This window comes from Christensenellaceae bacterium 44-20, assembly GCA_041223705.1.
In the GTDB taxonomy this organism is placed as follows: Bacteria; Bacillota; Clostridia; order Christensenellales; family Christensenellaceae; genus QANA01.
In genome coordinates this window covers 672247-693008 of the sequence record JBCLQU010000001.1, presented here as the reverse complement: position 1 = coordinate 693008, position 20762 = coordinate 672247, and the positions used below count along the sequence as shown (strand labels likewise).

Here is a 20762-nt window from a genome sequence, read left to right as displayed (position 1 = left end):
CGTTAGGATAGTTTCTCGACAAAAGCGCCCTTGCGATCGAAATCGCTGGATACGATGTCCCAGTTTCCAGAAAAAGATTTGGTTTTCTGGGCGACACGCGCGGCAAGCTGTGCGTCTGCCTTATCCACGAAAGCCAGGATAGTGGGTCCGGCTCCGGAAAGGCATGCGCCGTATGCGCCGCTGTCGTAAAAAGCCTGGATCACGTCGTCGAAATGGGCGATAAGGCCTTTGCGGTAGGGCTGATGCAGCCGATCATTCAGTGCGACGCGCAGAGAGGCATAGTCTCCGGAGTAGAAAGCGGAAATCAGAAGCCCCATGCCAGAGATATTTGTGATGGCATCTTTTACGGGAATCTGGCTGGGCAGAACGCCCCGGGCTCTTTTGGTGGAAAGCGTGAAGGAAGGGATGGCCAGGCAGAGCGCCAGATCCTCATGGATGGGAATGGGGCGCGTCAAAATTTTGCCGGAATGCTTTGCGCTGACGCACGCACCGCCAAAGATGGCAGGAGCGGCATTATCCGGGTGGCCTTCCAGCTCTGTGGCAATTTCTAGAACATCATCTTTTGAAAGCTTGGCGCCAAGAACGGTGTTGGCAATGAGGATGCCGCCCACACTGCAAGCCGCAGAACTGCCCATGCCTCTGGTATGGGGGATCCCGTTATACTGCTTTAAATATAGCCCCGGCAGTTTTTTGCCGAGCTTATCCGCGGCGTATTTGGCCGCCTGAAAAATCATGTTTTTCTCATTGCAGGGGATATAGGGCGAGGGCACGCTCTGCTCGATGATCAGCCCGGATTCGCGCTCTTCAAAATCAATTGCGTTATACAGCGCGATGGCCAGGCCGGCACAGTCAAACCCGACGCCGATATTGCCGCTGCTTGCGGGGATGCTTACTTTCCACATGTGTCTAAAACTCCAATTCTGTTGTCGTTACTTTTGCGAGAAATTCCTGTATGAGCTTAGGGGTCGCCAGATTCGTGCCGGGCAGGGAGATGGTGGCGGCGGCTGCCGCGCTGCCTACCCGCAGTGCCTCATCGATGGCTCCGCCCCGGGTGATTACGCTCAAAATACCCGCCAGCATGGAATCGCCGGCGCCGACGGTGGAATCGGGATTCTCCACGACGCTGCCCGCAAAAAACGCCTTGCTTCCATCTGTGATCAGTGCGCCCTCTTTTCCCATAGAGACCGCGCAGACAGAGACGCCGCCCTCGATAATCTGCCGGCAGGCGGCGAGAATGTCCTGCGTGCTGTGGAAGGTCTTGCCCGTCAGCTGGGTGAGCTCATCTGTGTTGGGCTTGATGACCATGGGCCCCGCCGCAACGCCGGGCAGCAGCGCCGCGCCGGAGGCATCCAGCGCCGCAGGGCAGGGCAGCTTGCGGATCAGCTGGCCGTAATATTCCGGCGCACAGCCTCTGGGAAGCGAGCCCGTCAGCACCACGAGATCTTCCCTGCATAGCCGAGAAAGCAGATCCTGCTCAAAGGCCTCATATGCCTCTGGCGCAAAAAGCGGGCCGGATTCATTCAGCTCGGTTACGCGGGCCGCGTCGCGCTCATAAATTTTGGTGTTGGTTCTGGGCTGGCCAGGCAGCTCGGTAAAATAGCAGGGAAGGCCGGCAAGTGCAGAGCGAATCTGCTCGCAGCCCTCCTGGCATAAAAAGCCGCAGACGGATGCCTCCGCTCCAAGGCGGCTGGCGACGATGGCCAGGTTCAGCGCTTTGCCGCCCCCCTGCGTCAAGACGGTATCCGGGCGGTTTGTCCCGCCGACTTCGAGATGATCGAGATAAACGGTTTTATCAATCGTTGGGTTCAGATAGACGGTATAAATCATAACTCCTCCAAACTCTCGCCTGCAAAACGCCCCGGATGGGCGGTTTGGCAGCTCATATGCTCTATTATCTCATAAAGCAGAGGGCGATTCCAGAACTTTTAAAAAAATAGTTTGTAATTTAGCAGGAATTCCGGGATAGAATGGCTAATTAGTTTCTAAATCCATTTTTTAGAAAGTATATCTCTTTAAAAAAAGAAATTTGGGCATGCGCTTTTTTTGGTATGAAGAAAGCAGGCTTTCCCATACTTTTGACATATGGATTTTCCATTCCGCATCGCGGATTGCAATATATGAAAATCAGGAGGAACAGGATGAAGGTTTACGATGCCGCACATATCAAAAATATCGCCATCGTCGGGCACGGTGGCGATGGCAAAACGACGCTTGCCGAAGCCTTTTTGGCAAACGCCGGCCTGATCGAGCGCCGCGGGCGGGTAGAAGATGGAAACACCACCACGGATTACGACCCGGAAGAAGCGCGCCGCCAGATCTCCCTTACGGCCGCGATGGCTCCCGTCGAGTGGCAGGATGTCAAGCTGAATTTTATCGATGCTCCTGGTTTCTTTGATTTTATTGGGGAGACGACCCAGGCATATTATCTCGCAGACAGCGCGCTGATCGTCGTAAACGGCTTTTCCGGCGTCGGCGTGGGCGCGGAAAAAGCATATGAGTTCTGCAAAAACGCGGGCAAACCCATGGCTGTGCTGGTCAACCAGATGGATCGCGAACACGCGGATTACGATAAAGTAGTGGGCGAGCTGAGGCAGAAATTTGGCTCCGCGGTTACGCCGCTGCAAATCCCCCTGCTGAAGGGCCAGAATGTCGTGGGATATATCGATATTGTGGAAAACGCGGCCTATGAATACGGTGAGAAGGCGGCAAAAGCCGTGGCCATCCCGGAGGATTTGCAGCTGGAGGCCGAAGAGCTCCGCGAGGGGCTCATCGAGAATGCTGCCAGCAGTGATGAAGCGCTGATGGAAAAGTTCTTTGGCGGCGAGCCGCTGGATAAGGAAGATATTTTGGCTGGCCTGCGCGCGGGCATTTTGCACGGCGATATTATCCCGGTCTTTGCGGCATCTGCATTGCAAAACGCCGGCGTGAAGGAGCTGATGGATGCGCTGGCAGCTTATCTGCCCGCGGCGGCGGAGATGCCGCCTGCGCTGGGCCAAAACGAAAAGGGCGAGCAGATAGGGATTGCCCGCAGCAGCCAGGGCGAGTTCGTCGGCCAGGTTTTCAAGACCATTGCCGATCCCTTTGTGGGCAAAATCAGCCTGGTGAAAATTCTGCGCGGCGTACTTCGGGCGGATACGCAGCTCTATAACAGCTCGGCAGAAAAGGCGGAGAAGTTCGGCAATGTCTCAGTCATGCTGGGCAAAAAGGTAACAAACGTCGTCAGCCTGGAGGCGGGCGATATTGGCGCGCTGGCGAAATTGCAGTTTACCAAAACCGGCGATACTCTTTGCAGTGCGGCGGATAAGGTGGTGCTGGAGCGGGCCGAGTTTGGCAGGCCCTGCATCTGCCTGGCGATCTCTGCAAAGAAGCAGGGGGAGGATGATAAGGTCATCTCCGGCCTGCGGCGCATGGAAGAGGAGGACCCAACTTTCACGCTCAGCAAAAATACCGAGACAGGCGATATGCTTGCCTATGGCATGGGAGAGCTGCATATTGAGGCAATCTGCAATAAGCTGAAAAATAAGTTTGGCATCGAGGCGGCGCTGAAGGAGCCCAAAGTCGCCTACCGGGAGACGATCCGCAAATCCGCAGAGGCGGAAGGGCGGCATAAGAAGCAGTCTGGCGGTGCCGGGCAGTTTGGCGTTGTCTCCATCCGCTTTGAGCCGCTGGCGGATGGTTCGACGGATTTTGAGTTCGTCAATGCGATTGTGGGCGGCGTCGTCCCAAAAGAGTTCATTCCAGCGGTAGAAAAGGGCCTGAGAGAATGCATGCAAAAGGGCGTTTTGGCAGGCTATCCCATGGTTGGCGTCAAGGCGACGCTGTTCGATGGGAAATATCACCCGGTGGATTCCAAGGAAGTGGCCTTTAAGTCTGCGGCGCGCCTGGCCTATAAGGCGGCCTGCCCCCAGGCAAGCCCGGTTCTGCTTGAGCCCATCGGCCGGGCGGAGATCGTCGTGCCAGATGAGTATATGGGCGACATCATGGGCGATATGAACCGGCGGCGGGGTCGCATTTTGGGCATGGAGCCGCAGGAAGGCGGAAAGCAGAAGATTCTGGCCGAAGCGCCGATGGGCGAGATGGCGAGATATGCGACGGACCTGCGCTCGATGACGCAGGGCAGAGGCATTTTCGAGATAGCCTTTGAGCGGTATGAAGAGCTGCCCGCGCAGATGGCGGCGAAAGTCATCGAACAGGCCAAGAAGGATATGGCAGAGGACGAATAGACGCATGAAAAAAGAGGGCGCAGAAAGGGTGCCTCACTAAGGGATTTTATACCTTGGAAAAATATCGGCATAGTTTGGAGAAATCCGGCTATGCCGATGTTTTCTGTTCTTGAGGCAGCTCGACTGCTACGATAAAGTTCCAATGGATGAGAATGGTCTGTTTTTTCGTTCTGGTACCCGGCACCTTCTCCGGCGTGAATACATCGATACGCTCCACCAAAGCGCGGATGATCTCGGCATCCAGTTCCTTGACCTCGGTATACCTCTTGACTTGTGCGAGGAAGGAATCGATGTTGAGCCGTTGGGTCTTTGCCTTGGCAAGGGTCTCACGCAGCACAATCACCCGTGCGGAGAGGTCTTTCTGCTCCTGCTCATAGGTGGCAGTCATCTTGGCAAAACGCTCATCGCTGATTTTGCCATCGAGATTATCCTCGTAGAGCCGTTGGATGATGCCGTCCAGTTTGGTGATACGCTGTGTGGCTTGCTCCAATTCCCGGCTGCATTCACGGAACTGCCGATTGAGGTCACGCTCATTTTTCTTGGTGAGCAGTTCCACAAATTCGGACTCCCGTTCACGCACAAAGGCAAGCATCCGGTTTATCTCTGTCAGCAGAATCTACTCCACTTGCACATTGCGGATCTGGTGGGAGGTACATTTTCCTTTTTGCTTGCGGTAGGTGGCGCAGACGAAATGCTCCTGTTCGTATGTCCACCCTCTGGCTCGGACTTGGTACAGTTTCGCACCGCAGTCGGCACAGAACAGCGTCCCGGACAAGACCGGCATTTCGCCCATCGGCGTGAGCCTGCGTCTACCGTTGCGGATATTTTGGACAATTTCAAAGGTTTCTTGGTCAATAATGGCTTCGTGGGTATTTTCGAAGATCACCCACTCGGACGGGTCGTTATTGACCTTTTTCTTTGATTTGTAGGATTTCTTCTGGGTCTTGAAATTGACCGTATGACCCAAGTATTCCATTTTCACCAGAATATCTGCCGCTGTGCGCTGTTGCCAAGCGTAGATGTCCTCCGGCTCTCTCGCAGGAGTGTTGATGCCCAGGCGGTGGAGATGCACGGTGGGAACGAGTATCTTACGGTGCGACAGTGCCTTGGCTATCTGGGACGGCCCCTTTCCAGCTACGCACATTTTGAAGATGTCTCTGACCACATCTGCTGCGACATCATCCACGATCCAGTGATGCTTATTGTTTGGGTCTTGGAGGTAGCCATACGGAGGATTGGTACACAGAGGTTTGCCGGATTCACCCTTTGCCTTGAATACCGCACGAATTTTCTTACTGGTGTCCTTAGCGTACAATTCGTTGATGATATTAAGAAACGGAGTAAAATCGCTGTCCTGCTGATTGGCGCTGTCCACGCCGTTGTTGATAGCAATGAAGCGGACATCTGCACTGGGCAGCACCACCTCGGTGTAGTAGCCCACCTTGAGGTAATCTCTGCCCAGTCTGCTCATGTCCTTTACGATGACCGTACCGACCTTACCTTCATCCACAAGAGCCATAAGGCGCTGCCAGTCCGGGCGGTCGAAGTTGGTGCCACTGTAGCCATCGTCAACAAAATGCAAGGTGTTTCCAAAACCGTTGTCATCAGCGAATTTCTGGAGGATAGCCTTTTGATTCAGAATGGAATTGCTATCGCCCTGAAGTTCATCGTCACGGGAGAGGCGGCAATACAGAGCCGTGATTTTATCCGTCGCAATAGTGGAGGACTGTCTATTTCATTGTTTCATGATATGCTCCTTTCCGACAGTCCTCAAGCGGGTACTACATATTCCCGTACTATTGCGGATAAGTCAAGGGTTATTTGCGGTCTACCGTACAGGTGCTTATGCAGCCGTAGCCGTGGGTGGCATCTCCGTATTCTCATTGTTCAGTATCATCCTTTTCACCTTATCGTATAGGCGTTCTCTGGCCCGGTCACTTTCAACGGAGATTACGGTGAAAAGCGTATCACCGACCTGCATTTCTGTGACCCGAATCGGTTTGTTATTGGTAATGGTGTTCACATCCATAACGGCCTCCTTTCCAACCCGGCAGGGCGGGTCAAATCTCTGTGCCCACACAGGTGGACAACGGGCTTGGGGTTTCGTGTAAAAATTCGCATAAGTTTTAGAGGGAATAGCCCCTGTAGGATACTACCCACAGGGGCCTCCCGGAAATTATGCGGTCATCTGCATGACCTTAATGGCTTCGGGGCGGATGAGTTTTCCGTCCAGAAGTTCAAAGGCAAGGTAGCCGATGCAGTCCACATTGGCAAACTGCTCGGTGAGGGTGCGAACACTTACAGGGCAGCGGCATACGATCCAGTAATAGCTGAAGTCACCGAAGGCGATAGGTTTGCTGCCGGACTGGGCGTCAGGCATAAATTCGGAGATGCAGACCTTGTGACCCAGAATGGTGTCATTGGCATGGTTCCAGATGTAATTGCCGGAATCGTCCTTGAGGGTACGCAGAGCCAGCGCAGTCTCGTCATTCATGAGCCAAGTGCCGTGCTTACGATACTCCGGCTTCACGGAGAAGAACAGCTTGACTACATCATCGTAGGTCAGTACATTGGCAGTCACACCGATCTCTGCACCACCGTTTTCAGAGAGGATACCTGTGGGCATATCTTCGCCAGTGCCATTGATGAAGCCATTGTCCTCGGCTCTGCCGAAGTTTTTAGCAAGACGCTTCACGAGGTAATCCTCGATTTTGAAGTAAGGGTCACGGACGAGCGTATCCTCCAGTTTGAGAAACACCGCCACCTTATTGCTTGTCAGCGCAATTTCGCTGAAATCAGCCATCCCATCTGTGACGGGGATTGTGCCACCCTCCGGCACCCAGACAGCAACATCATCTGTGTTGACAGTCTTGATGCGGTAATCGTGGTCATACACCTTGATGTCGGTGGCAAGATTGCGGAACAGGCTCTCCTGCTTGATGGCAGCGGTATAGTCATCCTGTCCCTTTGGAGTAAGAGTGTAAGCGCCGGTAATGGATTCCATGCCCTTGTTGAGGAACTCCTTGTGGCCAGCGTTGCCACGCAGAGTGTTCCAGAAGTGGTGTTCATAATCGTAGCCATCGATGTGGGGCAGCATATTGGTATAATCGTTCATTGCATTTTCCTCCTGTTATTCGTTGGTGTTGGGTTTGAATTGCAGGCCCATGTGCTTGCAGTAGAGCGCCAGATCCTCGCAGTCCATCTCGGACTCAAAGGTAGCGTCGTCACGGGTCACATAGAATGCCTTGCTGATATTCAGCGGGATGTTCTCTGCGGAGTACACAGTGACCTTGTCATGCTTCTTGAGCTGTTTCTCAAAATATTCTTTGGTAACGTTCATAGAAAAAACCTCCATAATGTTTGAATTAGGGCATATACCCTGCTTGAATACGCGCATTTGTGCGTAAGGTGTGTACGGGTGCATCAGCCAATGTTGATGACCGGCTTCAAGCATAGATGGTGCTTCTTGTAGAATTCCATTAGGTCATCATAGGTTTTGAACATAAAGCTATAGTGACCACCATTCACGACCAGGTTATGGTGTTTGGTAAAGGTGACGGGAGTACCGTCTGCCTTGTAAAGAGTAATGGAATCGTGCTTGCAGAAGTGTTCCTGCAGGAACGACTTGGCGATTTTGTTGCTCATAGAATTCTCCTCCTTATTTCTTGGTGAAGGTATAGCATACATACAGGCTATGCTTGATTTCGGTGATTTTGGGTGTGTTTGTCACAGGGTGCTACGCAATCATAGGCACCGCCTCCTTTCCGCTTGGGGCAATGTGGCAAGTAATTATGGTTGATTTCAAGATTTGTTTTCCTATAGAGAAAACCTATAATCATCTGCCACATTGCCCCAAGCCGTGTGATTTATGTCAGCGGCGGAGCATCGAACTCGGAAATGAGCCGATAGCCGATGAGCATCGTGGTTTTCTCACCACCGTGTTTGGGACGCTTGCGGACTACCTGGGCAAATGCCTGCAGCCCCTGTTTGAAGTTCTTCATTCCCTCTGGGTAGCTGCCGTTCTCTTGGCACCACCCCTTATACCGGGCATAGACCGTGGAGGTCAGTTCTTCTGCCGTCTCGTCCGCCACAAGGTTGTCCTCAAAGAACAGCGCCATCTTGTCACTGTCGTGCTGATAGCGATCTGTGGCAGTCTTCACTGACTGTGGGAGGTACAGACCTTCCGTCTGCAACAGGCGGTATCCCTCCAACAGCCAGTTGAGGATGGCGCTCTGGACAGTTTCCTCCGCAAAGCGGCATTTCAGCGTAGTGTCACGGGACTGTTCATCAAAATGCCGGTCAAACGGGATAATGATGATTCGGTCGCTGGAAAAGAGGGTCATATCGTTGATGATCGGCAGGTAGTTGGTGTTGATGTAGATTTTGAATTGAGGACGGAAGTCAAAGCTATTCTCATGCAGATACCGGGCATTGAGGGTATCGTTGCCTGTCATAGCCTTGACCTTGGCGGCATCAAGCACCATGCCTTTTCCCGGCTCCGGGATATTCACGAAGCGGACACCGGCAAGCCGAGCCACATCCTCACTCGGCTGTGAGCCGTTGGTGTAACTTTTCATAGCAATGGTCTCCGGGCGGGAGGCGCAGCCGTAATCCCCAAGCACCTTCAGTACACTTTCACAGAGAGTGCCTTTGCCGTTGCGTGCGGTCACGCCGTAGAGGATGGTCATGCATTCGTGGCGAGTGTCCCCGGTAATACCGTAGCCGAGTATCTTTTGCAGGAACTTGGCTCTGTCAGCATCGCCGCTCATGATCTCATCAATGTAGGTTGTGAAACGCTCCGAGTAGGCTGTGGGATCATACACCACGGGACTTATCTTTGTGAGAAGGTCAGTGCTGCGGTGTTCCGTGAATTCCCCGGTGTCGATATGCAGAGTGCCGTTTTTGCAGTTGAAGATGTAAATATCCGCATCGAAACTGCCATACGGGATTGGGTGGTATACTTGGGCATCTTTGAGGATGTTGACTCGGTTGGAGTGACTCTGCCATCGACTGGCGTATTTCATATAGGACTTGCGCTTATCCTCGTCCCTTATCTCAAGGGCGAAGGTGTACATGAGATCTGCCAGTTCCATGCAGTAGAGCATCGCACGGAGATTGCCGGTGTCCGGCCGCCAGATGCCACCCTCGTAGTGAAACCATATTTTGCGTTCCGGCACATAGCGCAGTCGGTCTAGGTAAAAGTCTGCAAAAATGTGTCCGGCACCGATATCGTTCCAGGGGTATTTGGAGGAGTCCATAGGGTCAAGTTGCTTCAGCCGAGCCACACCGAAGTCCTCGGCAGCGGAGCGTGGTATGATGGGTTTGTAGTAATCAGTTATCTGTGCCACCGCCTTTTCGATGGAGATATTGCCGTAGGTGTCAGCACCACGGAGGGAATCCCACTTTTCACGCATCAAGCCGGACTGCCGGAACAGCTTGTCCATCTGTGTCTTATCACCGCTGCACCAGAATGCCAGCGTAGCAACGAGGGCGGCATCCGCTTCGCTCCGGCTCTTGTAGCCAGTGATGTCTCCATCCCACAGTCTGCGGAACTTTTCGCCGTTCCGGGCGGCGGTGGCTTTTGCGATGACTTCTTCATCGCTGAGATAGCTTTCGCCGGGAACAGCAACAGCCGGTGTAGGTGGTGTGGGGCGGCGCATATAGGTGTCGAGCAACCAGAGAAGTGCCTCTGCCGTTTCCACCACATCGGCATCCGTAAGAGCATTTCCGGTGATTGTGAGGAATCGGTTGGTGTGACCGGGAATGTAGACCTCGATATCACCTTTCTTGATGTAGTAGGTCTGGGTATCGTAGGTGAAGTTGTCTGGCAGCAGACAGAAAATGCGGATACCCGTGCCAGAGGGACTGACCTCGATATAGGTCGCACCGAAGCGGTCTACGATAGCCTGCGCCCACGGGAGCAGATTGCCATCCTCAATGCAGTGGTCAAGGTCGATGCCCACGATCCCGCCGTGGATACGGATGCCGATGCCGTCAAACCCGGTTGCGTCTGCTGCAGTCTCAAAGACTGCGAAGGTGGCAGGGTCGCTCACGCTAGCTCTGCGTGTTGTCCCCGGCGTGTAAGGCACTTTGGTTTTGTTTCTGTCCCGCAGTTCGTACTTTCAACAACAGAACTGGCCATTGTCTTTGAGGAACTGCGGTATTTTTTCTAATTGAGCTTGCACTGTGTATCTCCTTTCGATTTTTCAGTGATGTTCTCCACACTACCCACTGGAGGTCACCCCCTGGTTTGGCCGAAGATTTTTGAAAAAATTTCTCTCCTTACTATCCATTGGAGGTGAGAGCGATGTTTGAACAGACAATTGAGAAATATTTACTTCTCACTATTTCGCCATAGTGGATGACTTTTTGCCGGAAATAAAACAAAAAATCCCCATACCATTTTTGGCACGGAGATATAAGTCAGGGCATAAAAAATCACCGCAGGAAAATTCCTGTGGCGATTTTGTTCCGTAGCTATTCAATTGTCCATTTTAAATTTATCGCAGAAGGTTGTTTCCCTGTGTCCTCACCTTCTGCGATTATAATAATAGCACACTATCTTTGTCATGTCAGTGTCAGACCAGTGACACTTCAGTGCCAGCTTTCAAAGTATGTATGCGTTTACCTGTGGGTAGGGGTGGTCGAATCTCTATGACCTTTCAAGACACAGACCGGCACGGGGATTCGTGCGAATTTTTGCAGAATTAGCAAGGGGGGATATCCCAAAATGGGGGGAAATCTTTATATTGAAGAGTTTTTCGCTTGATAATTCGCCAAACAGTATGCAAAAAGAGGTTAAAAATATGCTTTTTTAGATGTGAAACAGAGAAATATGCTTGCCGCCTCGAAAACATCACGCCTTCATGATATAATACTATCCAAAGTGATTTGAAACACGCACGGAGGTGTGATATGGCTATTAGTTATAAAAGACTGTTCCATCTGCTGATTGAGAGGGATATGACTACCACTCAGCTTCAGCAGCAAGCCGGATTTTCATCCAATATCGTTCCCCGGATGAAACGAAACGGGTATGTATCCTTAGACACGATTGAAAGTATCTGCCGTACGCTGAATTGTGGTGTGGACGATATATTGGAATTTGTGCCGGGCAACGGCGAAGAAAAGTAATGCTCCGGCATAGAAAGAGGTAAAATTATGGCAAGAGTAGCAAAAAAGAAAGAAGAAGCGGTTTCCTTGGAGACCGTATTATGGAACTGCCGTGTGGCTCTTCGTGGCGTTGGCAGTACCGATAAAAATAGAGATGCTGTCATCGGACTGTGCTTTTTGAAGTTTGCTGGTGATAAGTTTGAAAAGCGCCGTGCTGAGTTGAAGACGCAGTATGGTGATATTCCTGCATTTTTGGAAAAAGCCTCTTTCTATAATGCGGTCAATGTGTTCTATCTCAAGGAGACTGCCCGTTGGGACTATATCGTAAAGAATGCCGGCGCCAATGATATTGCCGTTATTCTCGACCAGGCTATGGCGGATATTGAGGAAAGTAATCCTTCGCTGAAGGGGGCGTTGTCCCTCAATCTGTATGCTACCCTCGGTGCGCCGAAAGAGAAAATCAAGCAGCTGATTGACGAGGTCAATAAAATCGATGAGTCCCGTTTCCATGAAGAAGACCTCATCGGTCGTGTGTACGAGTATTTCCTACAGGTGTATGCGGCATCCGGCACCAAGGAAGATGGTGAATTTTATACCCCGGCTTGTGTTGTTCAGTTGATTGCCGAAATGATTGAGCCTTACAGCGGTGTGGTATATGATCCTTGCTGCGGCTCTGGCGGTATGTTTGTACAGTCTCATAAGTTCGTAGAAAGCCACCACGGAAACCGCAAAAACATCTCCGTCATCGGACAAGAGAGCGTACAGGAGACTTGGCGTCTGTGCAAGATGAATCTTGCCATCCGTGGTATCTCTCATAACCTTGGCGAAAAGAATGCGTCCACCTTTACAGAGGATCTGCACAAGGATAAAAAGGTCGATTTCATCATGGCAAACCCACCCTTCAATCTCAAAGGATGGCGTGGTGAAGACCAGTTGCTCGATGACCCCCGTTGGCAGGGTTATGGTGTTCCCCGTGTGTCCAATGCGAACTATGCCTGGATTCTGCACATGATTTCCAAACTGGATGTCAACCACGGCATTGCCGGATTCCTTCTGGCCAACGGTGCTTTGAATGACCCTGATGAATATGAAATCCGTAAACAGCTTCTTTTGAATGACAAAATTGAGGCTATTATCGTTCTACCTCGTGATATGTTCTATACCACCGACATTTCCGTTACTCTGTGGATCGTGAATATGAATAAGAAAGCTAGCACTGTAAACGGACGCCAAGTGCGTGACCGCCGTGGTGAAGTTCTGTTCATGGATCTGCGTCGCTGGGATCAGAATGTTGAAGAAATCGTCATTGATAAGGGCAAGAAAAAGAAAAAGACAGTTTTAACTCCTGCACAGATTGCGGATGTCAAAAAGGTCTATGATGCGTGGCAGAGCGTAGATACAATCCTCTATGCAGATGTGCCGGAATTCTGTCAGTCTGTGAAAATTCTGAAAAAGGACAAGGGGCGCCCAGAGGACATTTCCATTGAAGATAAGGACTTTTCTCTAGCCCCAAGTAAATACATTGAGTTTATCGACCATGACCTCGATATCGATTACGCCAAGGAAATGGCCCGCATTCAGGACGAAATGCGCCTGCTGATGGTGTCTGAGGAATTGTCGCAGTCAATGCTCAAAGATGCGTTTAGGGGGATTGGCTATGGCATTGACTAAATGTACTCTTGGTTCACTAATAGAATTATCCACCGATACGAATGCCGATCTCCTTTATGGGGCGGATGCTGTTCGTGGAATGACGATTACAAAGCAGATCATTCCAACAAAGGCAGATGTATCTGCGACAGACTTGAGCAAATTCCTTGTTGTATCCCCGGAGGAGTTTGTATATAACCCAAGAACTCATGGTAAAAAGATAGGTTTTGGATATAACGATTCGTCGGAAATATTTTTGATAAGCTGGAACAACATTGCTTTCCGAGTTAGACCAGAAAAGCGTACAGAGGTGCTACCAGAATGTTTGTTTCTCCATTTTAATCGTTCCGAATGGGACAGAGAGGCTTGCTATCGCTCTTGGGGTAGTTCCACTGAAGTGTTTTCTTGGGATGCACTGTGTGAAATGGAAATTTTTCTGCCGCCCATCGAAATTCAGCAGAAATATGTGGATATTTACAATGCGATGCTCGCCAATCAACGTAGTTATGAGCGGGGTCTGGAAGATTTAAAGCAGGCTGTATTTGCTGAAATTGATATCATCAAGCATTCTGCTCCAAAAGTATCTGTAGGAGAATTGCTGGAAGAAATCGATGTGCGGAATACAGAAGGAACGGTAACAAATGTGCAGGGTATTAACATTGAAAAACAATTTATGCCATCCGTTGCAGATACTACTTCAGTGAATCTCAAGAATTACAAAATTGTCCGAAATGGTCAGTTTGCGTACAGTTCAATGCAGACCGGACGAGACAAGTGCATTCGTATTGCCCTGTATGACAAAGATGAGCCTATTTTGATTTCTCCTGCCTATTCAGTGCTACAAGTGAAAGATTCATCTGCTGTGGCGGAGTATATCATGCTATGGTTCTCCCGCCCAGAGACTGATCGATACGGATGGTTTGCCAGTGATGCCAGTGTCCGAGCAAATTTGGATCTGGATAGGTTTTATGAAATTCAAATTCCACTGCCAAGCATCGAAAAACAACACTCAGTCGCAAATATCTATATTGCATATATGCTGCGGAGAGAAATCAATGAACAATTGAAAGCTCAAATAAAAGATATTTGTCCGATTCTAATTAAAGGCTCCGTGGAGGAAGGAGAGAGAACATGATGTTATTTTCTGAGCGATATAGCAGTCTGATCGAATTTGGAAATGGCGAACCCAAAGATCATATTTGCGGAGAAATAGAATATCAGATTAAAGAAAAAATAGCTTCTGTAATGTATGATTTTGCAGAGCCGACCATTATATACCCAAATCGATACGACAGCTATGAGGAGAGAACCGATGTTCTTCATCTTGCGGTTGGAGTATTCAATAGCGAAAAAGGAGCACCATATATTTCTCTAACACACAATGTTTTTGATGGTCCTGCATTTAATCCTTTGGCATCTGCTTTTACACCATTCCTGTTCGATGTAATAGAATTACAGTATAAAGAATTATCCGATGGAGAAAAAGCTGAATTTCAGTCTGAGATAAACAATGTATTTAAAGGCAGTGATATACCTTGGTTGCTACACGACGGACGAATGATCAAGGTGGATTCGCAGCAATTTGAGCAGGATTTGAAGCAAAAAGCAATAGCACAGATGCGAGAACTTGTTGATGCTGCGCCGATTTTTCAATCCGCATATGATGAGTTAATAAAATCAATAGAGTTTTATCAAAAGGGCGATTATGCCGAGGCTATATCAAATGCAGAGAAAAGTTATGAAAGCGTATTAAAGGTTATCCTTAATACCGATAGAGGGAATGCGGATAAGTTGACAAAAGAATTCATTGAAGGTGGAGGACTGCCCCTTCCTGATAACATGACGAGTGCAGGATTCAAAGAAAAAGTTCTCATGTCGTTACCTTTTATTAGAAATAACTCCTCTGCATCTCATGGAGCAGGAAAAGGTACATCTGCAATATCAAAGGCAATGGCTAATCTTTCTATCAATCTTGCAGCGACACTGAATACTTATTTGGTTGATGTATTTAGGGAACAGATATAAGAGAGGAGGGAACTGCGTGGATTATACATTCATAAAAGGTCAATTCACCGAAGCGCAGTTGGAAGAGGCCATTATTGCTCTGTTTGAGCAACAGGGGTATACCTATGTCCACGGTGAAAGTATTCACAGAAAATATGAGGATATTTTGCTCCTGGATGACCTCCGTGCGTTTATGCAGGCTCGCTACGCCAAGGATGGCTTGAGCAAAGTGGAATTGCAGAAAATTATCAATCGGTTGCAGTTGATTCCGGCATCTCCTCTATACAGCGGAAACCGAGAAACTTTCTGGCTCATCAATGAGGGTTTTGACCTCGTGCGAGATGATGTCAGCAAGGTGGCTCTGCATATTGATTACATTGATTTTGAAAATCCGCAGAACAATATTTTCAAAGTTGTAAACCAATACTCCGTCCAGGGGGAGCATCTGCGCCGTCCTGACCTTTTGGTATTCATCAACGGTATTCCTATTGCCATTTGTGAATTCAAATCTGCCATTAACGAGGACACCACGGTGTATGATGCCTGGGAGCAGATTACCATCCGCTATAACCGGGATATTCCGAAGCTGATGAAATACTGCTTCTTGTCGGTCATCAGCGATGGTGCTAACACTAAGATGGGCAGTATTTTCACACCGTATGCCTATTACTATGCTTGGAATAAAGCGAATGACCAGGATAAGGTTTCCAATGGCATCAGTTCACTTTTTACGATGATTGCCGGTGCTTTTGCAAAAGACCGTGTGATTCAGTTGCTCCGGGATTTCGTATTCTACCCAGATGACAGCAAAAAGAGCGAAGCCATAGTGTGCCGCTATCCGCAGTTTTTTGCCGCCGGGAAGATGCTTGCAAATATCAAAAAGCATCTGCGCCCTGCCGGTGATGGTAAAGGTGGTACATACTTCGGTGCGACTGGCTGTGGTAAAACCTATATGATGCTGTTCCTGGCTCGTATGATTGCCCTGCGTGACCCGGATACATTCAACAACCCAACTATTATCATTATCGTTGACCGTGAGGATCTGGACACCCAGACCGCAGAACTGTTTGCTACGGCAACAAAGTTCCTACATGAAAGTGATGTCCGCAGTATCGAGTCCCGTGCAGACATGGCCAAGACCCTCGGTGACAGACCGAGCGGCGGCGTATATATCACATCCATACAGAAATTCTGCGAGAAAACAGGTCTGCTTTCCGACCGCAGCAATATTATCTGCATTTCGGACGAGGCCCACAGAACGCAAACCGGCATTGGTGCAAAACTGAAAAAGACCGATAAGGGTGTGTTTACTACCTATGGCTTTGCAAAGTATCTGCGTGACAGTTTCCCCAATGCAACCTACTGCGGTTTCACCGGTACTCCTGTGGATGAGACAATTGCCGTATTCGGCGATGTGGTTGATAGCTACACCATGAAGGAATCCAGTGATGACGGCATTACTGTCCGCATCGCATACGAGCCTCGTCTTGCTCGCGTTATCCTGTCGGACGAACAGGCGAAGGAAATTCAGAAATATTATGACCGCTGCGCCGAGCAAGGCTCTACACAAGAGCAGATTGAAGAAAGTCAGCGGGCAATGGCTCAGATGAGAGCCATCCTCGGTCACCCGGACAGACTCAAAAAACTGGCGGCAGACATCGTACTCCACTATGAAGCACTATGCGCCGAAAAGCCGGAAATCGTACAAAAGGCAATGATTGTATGCTCCGACAGAGCCGTTGCATTCCGTTTGTTACAGGAAATCCTTGCTGTGCGCCCGGAATGGGGTGAAAAGCACCGTGCCGAGGATGAGTCGGTATTAACCGAGGAACAGTTGAATAAACTGATGCCTCTGCCGAAAATCAACCTCGTGGCCACACAGGGTGCAAACGATGAAAAAGACCTGTTCGATGCTTGCGGCACCAAGGAATACCGTAAAATGCTCGACAGGCAGTTCAAGAATAATAATTCTAATTTCAAAATTGCCGTTGTGGTGGATATGTGGATCACTGGCTTTGATGTGCCGTCCCTTGCGGTCATGTACATTGATAAGCCTTTGCAGAAACATACCCTCATCCAGACCATCTCCCGCGTCAATCGAGTTTTCGATGGTAAAGACAAAGGGCTTGTGGTTGACTATATCGGCATCAAAAACAATATGATGGAAGCAGTTAAGAAATATGGCAGCGCACAGGAAAGCCCTGTTGATGAACTGAATATCACGCTGGGTATTTTTCGTAACCATCTGGCAATGATTGATGAACTGCTTGTTGGATTCAATTCCACCAAATTCTATGTCGGTGAGCCACTGGAACGATTGACCTGTCTCAACATGGCGGCAGAGTATGTGCAGAGCAATAAAGAGATGGAAACTCGTTTTATGGGTCTTTCTCGTAGGCTGAAGAGTGCATACACGATTTGTTTCCCATCCGGGGAATTGACGGATATTGAAACTGCTAAGGCACAGTTCTATCTTGCTATCCGTTCCATTATTTACAAACAGACCAAGGGTGATGCCCCGGATGCCGAAATTATGAATCGCGTGGTTGAGGAAATGGTTCGCAACGCTATTGCCTGCACCGGCATTGAAAATATCGTGGACGAGAAGAAATCCGTAGATCTATTTAGTGATGAATTTATTGCAGAATTGGATGCTGTAAAAATGCCTATCACAAAATTCAATGCGTTGCTCAAACTTCTCCGTAAGGCTATCAACAGCTATGGGCGCACGAATAAGGTAAAGGCACAAGAATTTGACGCACGCCTTCGTAGCGTGGTGGAGGCATACAACAGCCGTGACAAGCTGGTATTTACCAGTGAGGTCGTTGCAGATTTCGTTAATGACCTGTCTGATCAGTTGCTACAGATTTTGAAGGATTTGCAGGAGGATAAGACCTCTTTTGAAAAGTTGGGTATCAGCTTTGAGGAAAAAGCATTTTACGATATTCTGGTCAAGGTACGTGATGACCACGGGTTCCCCTATGCTGATGAAAAGTGTTTGATTTTGGCAAAGAAAATCAAAGAACTCGTTGACGATAAGGCTCAGTTTGCAGATTGGTCTACCCGTGATGATATCAAGAATCAGCTAAATATGGAACTCACAATTCTTTTGTACCAAAATGGCTATCCGCCAGAATGGGATGAAGAGGTATTTGAGAAGGTCATGGAGCAAGCTGAAAACTTCAAGAAGTATTCTGACAGATAAACAAAAAAGACCACACCGCAGACTATACAGCCTGTTGTGTGGTCTTTTTGTTGGCACCGCTTGAGGACGTCACTCAAAAATTATTATTGCTTTTAATAATCCCTAAGTGAACGCCCCAAACTGCGCTCTCTTTTTGCTTTGGGCGGCGGGAGGTTTTGGGGCGAATTCGGCCTTTCTCAGGCGCGGTTTCCCTGCTATAATAACAGAAGAAAGTTTCGAGGGAGGAAATACAATGATCAAGCATGTTGTTTGCCAGAAATTCGCGGATAAGGCAGATGCGGCCAAGGCCGCAGAAATGCTTCGGGCTCTGGTCGGCCAGGTTCCGACGCTCAAAAGCATGGAGGTTGGCCTGGATTTTATGGGGAGCGAGCGTTCCTATGATTTGGTTCTGATCGCGGCGTTCGAGGATGAGGCGGGGCTCAAGGCTTACGACCAGCATCCAAAGCACGAAGAGGTGCGCGCCTTTATTCGCGCTCACCGGACGGGGACGGTCAGCGTGGATTATAGCGTGGAGTAGGGCATATGAAAATACGCGAAGAACGGCCGGAAGAGTTTGGGCAAATCTATCAGCTTGTGCAGGAGGCGTTCGCCACGGCACAGGTTTCGGACGGCACGGAGCAGGATTTCGTGGAGGAGCTGCGCCGGCGCGGAGGGTATCTGCCCGGCTTTGCTTTGGTCGCAGAAGAAGACGGCGCGCTCATCGGGCACATCATGCTAACGAAAACAAAGTGGATTGATGCGAAAGGGGAAGAGGAAAATGCTCTGCTGCTCGCGCCCCTGTGCGTCAAAAAGGAGTATCGCAGCCGCGGCATCGGCGGGAGGCTGATTGCCGAAGCCTGCCAGCGTGCGGTTTATGCTGGATATCCGGCGGTTTTCCTGATCGGCAACCCGGATTACTATACGCGCCATGGCTTTGCGTGCATGGAGCAATACGGCATTTCACCCATGCCTGCCAGCCTGCCTTTGCGCAACTGCATGGCGAGGGAGCTGATGTGTGGCGCCCTGCAAGGCAAAGAGGGAAGCCAGGTAGCGATTGAATAGCATTTTGAGGCATATAAAAAAGAGGCGAAGTGCCTCTTTTTTATATGAGCTTAAAGAAACGCGATGGTATCCTCGGCGGTCATGCTGCGCTCCCCCTTGGCCGCGCTGGCACGCTCGCCGGCTTTGCCGCAGAGATAGGCCCCGCCATATGCCGCTTGGGCTGGCTCCAGCCCTTGCGCCAACAGCGCCCCGATGACGCCCGTCAGCACGTCGCCCGAGCCGCCCTTGGCCATGCCAGGCGAGCCGGCGGTGATAAAATAAGCTTCATCTCCGGCGGCGACGATTGTCGTGGCGCCTTTTAAGAGCAGTATCACGCCGTGCTCTTGGGAAAAAGCCTGGGCATGGAGCACGGGATCCTGCAGGATTTGCTCTACGCTCAATCCAGAGAGCCGGGAAAACTCTTTGGGATGCGGCGTGAGCACAGTGTTGGCACCAAAGCAAAGCGGCTGGCGCGCCAGAAGCGTCAGGGCGTCCGCGTCGAGAACTTTGGGCTGATCAGATTTGGCGAGCCGTGCCACCAGTTCTGTGGTTTGCTCCTCCTGCCCGATGCCCGGGCCAACGGCCAGCGCGTCAAACCCGGCAAGCATGTTCTCGGTAAAATCCATGGGTGCGATATAGTCCGGGTGCGGCGAGATTTCCCGCGCCATGGCAGTTGGGAGGCTGCTTTGCGCCTTATCGCAGACATATCCGCAGGAGAGCAGCGTCGTCAGCCCGGCTCCGGCGGCAATGCCTGCTCTGGTGCAGAGCAGCGCGGCCCCAGCCATTCCTTTTGCGCCGGCAACTACGCCCAGCCTGCCGTAGCTTCCCTTATGGGTATTGGCGGCCCGGGCGGGGAGTGAAAATTCATCCACCCACTTGAGCGGCAGTTCCCGGTCGTCCATCCCGATTTTGGCAATGCGGAGCTTGCCGGTTTTCTCGCGGCCAGGGAAAAGAAAATGGCCGGGCTTGGCATATTGAAATGTAACCGTTGCGTCAGCAGCGACGGCCAGCGGGGCCGCTCCTGTCTCGCCAAAGACGCCGGAGGGAATATCGATGGCAATTTTTTTAGCCGGATGCTCGTTGATTGCGCAGATTGCCTGGGCATATAGCCCGGAGGGAGCGCGGTTCAGGCCCGTGCCGAATATGCCGTCTAAAATGATGTCGGCGGGCTGCGCAAAAAATGCGGGCAAAGTTTGATCATCCAGCAGGGTGAGCCGCTCGGAGTGTTCCCAGAAAGCGAAATTTGCCGCTGCATCGGCAGGGAGCTCCTTTGCCGGAAAATACCCAACCTGAACATCGTATCCGGCTATCAACAGAATGCGGGCGGCGGCAAACGCATCTCCGCCGTTGTTTCCGCCTCCGGCCACCGCGAGAATGCGCCCGGCCGAAGGCTGTATCTGCATAGCCGCCTGGCAGACGGCCGCAGCAGCCTGCTCCATCAGGAGCAGCCCAGGTATCTTCTGGCGAGTTATCATATCCTGATCGATTGCCCGCGCCTGGCTGGGCAATGCAATTTGTTTCATTTTCGACGCCTCCTTTTTATTCAT

At 50.5% G+C, this 20762-nt stretch carries 16 protein-coding genes and 1 pseudogene; 8 read left to right on the top strand and 9 right to left on the bottom strand.

Going from position 1 to position 20762, the window contains the following annotated elements; all coding sequences use genetic code 11:
• Positions 1-2: 2 nt before the first annotated feature.
• Both thrB and AALG83_03680 read right to left on the bottom strand, forming a co-directional pair.
• On the bottom strand, positions 3-902 hold the full coding sequence (gene thrB / locus AALG83_03685) for a homoserine kinase (protein MEY8382251.1): 900 nt from the start codon (positions 900-902) through the stop codon (positions 3-5).
• A 4-nt stretch (positions 903-906) separates the two neighbouring features.
• Complete coding sequence (locus AALG83_03680; protein ID MEY8382250.1) at positions 907-1827, bottom strand: 1-phosphofructokinase; 921 nt, start codon at positions 1825-1827, stop codon at positions 907-909.
• A gap of 311 nt (positions 1828-2138) precedes the next feature.
• On the opposite strand from AALG83_03680, the gene fusA reads away from it, so the two are divergent.
• Positions 2139-4223 (top strand): elongation factor G, encoded by a 2085-nt coding sequence (gene fusA, locus AALG83_03675; protein MEY8382249.1) that lies wholly within the window; start codon positions 2139-2141, stop codon positions 4221-4223.
• A gap of 88 nt (positions 4224-4311) precedes the next feature.
• Here fusA and AALG83_03670 read toward each other — a convergent pair.
• From AALG83_03670 to AALG83_03645, 6 genes and pseudogenes are all read right to left on the bottom strand, one after another.
• Positions 4312-5940, bottom strand: a pseudogene (locus AALG83_03670) (recombinase family protein).
• A 126-nt stretch (positions 5941-6066) separates the two neighbouring features.
• Positions 6067-6252 carry a hypothetical protein gene (locus AALG83_03665; GenBank protein ID MEY8382248.1) on the bottom strand — a complete coding sequence of 62 codons (186 nt, stop codon included), beginning with the start codon at positions 6250-6252 and terminating at the stop codon, positions 6067-6069.
• Positions 6253-6399: 147 nt separating this feature from the next.
• On the bottom strand, positions 6400-7338 hold the full coding sequence (locus tag AALG83_03660; protein ID MEY8382247.1) for a phage major capsid protein: 939 nt from the start codon (positions 7336-7338) through the stop codon (positions 6400-6402).
• 15 nt (positions 7339-7353) lie between these two features.
• Positions 7354-7563 (bottom strand): hypothetical protein, encoded by a 210-nt coding sequence (locus tag AALG83_03655; protein MEY8382246.1) that lies wholly within the window; start codon positions 7561-7563, stop codon positions 7354-7356.
• An 83-nt stretch (positions 7564-7646) separates the two neighbouring features.
• Entirely contained in the window at positions 7647-7868 is a 222-nt protein-coding gene (locus AALG83_03650) for a hypothetical protein (protein MEY8382245.1), read from the bottom strand.
• 221 nt (positions 7869-8089) lie between these two features.
• Positions 8090-10336 (bottom strand): phage/plasmid primase, P4 family, encoded by a 2247-nt coding sequence (locus AALG83_03645; protein ID MEY8382244.1) that lies wholly within the window; start codon positions 10334-10336, stop codon positions 8090-8092.
• A gap of 802 nt (positions 10337-11138) precedes the next feature.
• Here AALG83_03645 and AALG83_03640 point away from each other — a divergent pair.
• The 7 genes from AALG83_03640 (at position 11139) to AALG83_03610 (ending at position 19236) form a co-directional block, all read left to right on the top strand.
• On the top strand, positions 11139-11357 hold the full coding sequence (locus AALG83_03640; GenBank protein ID MEY8382243.1) for a helix-turn-helix transcriptional regulator: 219 nt from the start codon (positions 11139-11141) through the stop codon (positions 11355-11357).
• A 27-nt stretch (positions 11358-11384) separates the two neighbouring features.
• Entirely contained in the window at positions 11385-13007 is a 1623-nt protein-coding gene (locus tag AALG83_03635) for a class I SAM-dependent DNA methyltransferase (GenBank protein ID MEY8382242.1), read from the top strand.
• Positions 12994-14121: a restriction endonuclease subunit S gene (locus AALG83_03630; protein ID MEY8382241.1), complete on the top strand. Its 1128-nt coding sequence runs from the start codon at positions 12994-12996 to the stop codon at positions 14119-14121. Before AALG83_03635 ends, AALG83_03630 begins: the two co-directional genes overlap by 14 nt.
• The gene (locus tag AALG83_03625) at positions 14118-15011 is read left to right on the top strand and encodes an abortive infection family protein (protein ID MEY8382240.1); all 894 of its coding nucleotides are present in this window, start codon (positions 14118-14120) and stop codon (positions 15009-15011) included. Before AALG83_03630 ends, AALG83_03625 begins: the two co-directional genes overlap by 4 nt.
• A 16-nt stretch (positions 15012-15027) precedes the next feature.
• Entirely contained in the window at positions 15028-18195 is a 3168-nt protein-coding gene (locus AALG83_03620) for an HsdR family type I site-specific deoxyribonuclease (protein ID MEY8382239.1), read from the top strand.
• A gap of 232 nt (positions 18196-18427) precedes the next feature.
• A complete protein-coding gene (locus tag AALG83_03615; GenBank protein ID MEY8382238.1) occupies positions 18428-18712 on the top strand; it encodes a Dabb family protein in 285 nt (94 codons plus the stop codon).
• Between the two features lie 5 nt (positions 18713-18717).
• Positions 18718-19236 carry an N-acetyltransferase gene (locus AALG83_03610; GenBank protein ID MEY8382237.1) on the top strand — a complete coding sequence of 173 codons (519 nt, stop codon included), beginning with the start codon at positions 18718-18720 and terminating at the stop codon, positions 19234-19236.
• A gap of 50 nt (positions 19237-19286) precedes the next feature.
• On the opposite strand, the gene AALG83_03605 is transcribed toward AALG83_03610, so the two are convergent.
• Positions 19287-20738 (bottom strand): NAD(P)H-hydrate dehydratase, encoded by a 1452-nt coding sequence (locus AALG83_03605; GenBank protein ID MEY8382236.1) that lies wholly within the window; start codon positions 20736-20738, stop codon positions 19287-19289.
• Between the last annotated feature and the right edge of the window lie 24 nt (positions 20739-20762).

Bases quoted from the DNA above. Each gene is read 5' to 3' on its own strand.
- thrB (MEY8382251.1), bottom strand. From the start codon at position 902: ATGTGGAAAGTAAGCATCCCCGCAAGCAGCGGCAATATCGGCGTCGGG.
- AALG83_03680 (MEY8382250.1), bottom strand. From the start codon at position 1,827: ATGATTTATACCGTCTATCTGAACCCAACGATTGATAAAACCGTTTAT.
- fusA (MEY8382249.1), top strand. From the start codon at position 2,139: ATGAAGGTTTACGATGCCGCACATATCAAAAATATCGCCATCGTCGGG.
- AALG83_03665 (MEY8382248.1), bottom strand. From the start codon at position 6,252: ATGGATGTGAACACCATTACCAATAACAAACCGATTCGGGTCACAGAA.
- AALG83_03660 (MEY8382247.1), bottom strand. From the start codon at position 7,338: ATGAACGATTATACCAATATGCTGCCCCACATCGATGGCTACGATTAT.
- AALG83_03655 (MEY8382246.1), bottom strand. From the start codon at position 7,563: ATGAACGTTACCAAAGAATATTTTGAGAAACAGCTCAAGAAGCATGAC.
- AALG83_03650 (MEY8382245.1), bottom strand. From the start codon at position 7,868: ATGAGCAACAAAATCGCCAAGTCGTTCCTGCAGGAACACTTCTGCAAG.
- AALG83_03640 (MEY8382243.1), top strand. From the start codon at position 11,139: ATGGCTATTAGTTATAAAAGACTGTTCCATCTGCTGATTGAGAGGGAT.
- AALG83_03635 (MEY8382242.1), top strand. From the start codon at position 11,385: ATGGCAAGAGTAGCAAAAAAGAAAGAAGAAGCGGTTTCCTTGGAGACC.
- AALG83_03630 (MEY8382241.1), top strand. From the start codon at position 12,994: ATGGCATTGACTAAATGTACTCTTGGTTCACTAATAGAATTATCCACC.
- AALG83_03625 (MEY8382240.1), top strand. From the start codon at position 14,118: ATGATGTTATTTTCTGAGCGATATAGCAGTCTGATCGAATTTGGAAAT.
- AALG83_03615 (MEY8382238.1), top strand. From the start codon at position 18,428: ATGATCAAGCATGTTGTTTGCCAGAAATTCGCGGATAAGGCAGATGCG.
- AALG83_03610 (MEY8382237.1), top strand. From the start codon at position 18,718: ATGAAAATACGCGAAGAACGGCCGGAAGAGTTTGGGCAAATCTATCAG.
- AALG83_03605 (MEY8382236.1), bottom strand. From the start codon at position 20,738: ATGAAACAAATTGCATTGCCCAGCCAGGCGCGGGCAATCGATCAGGAT.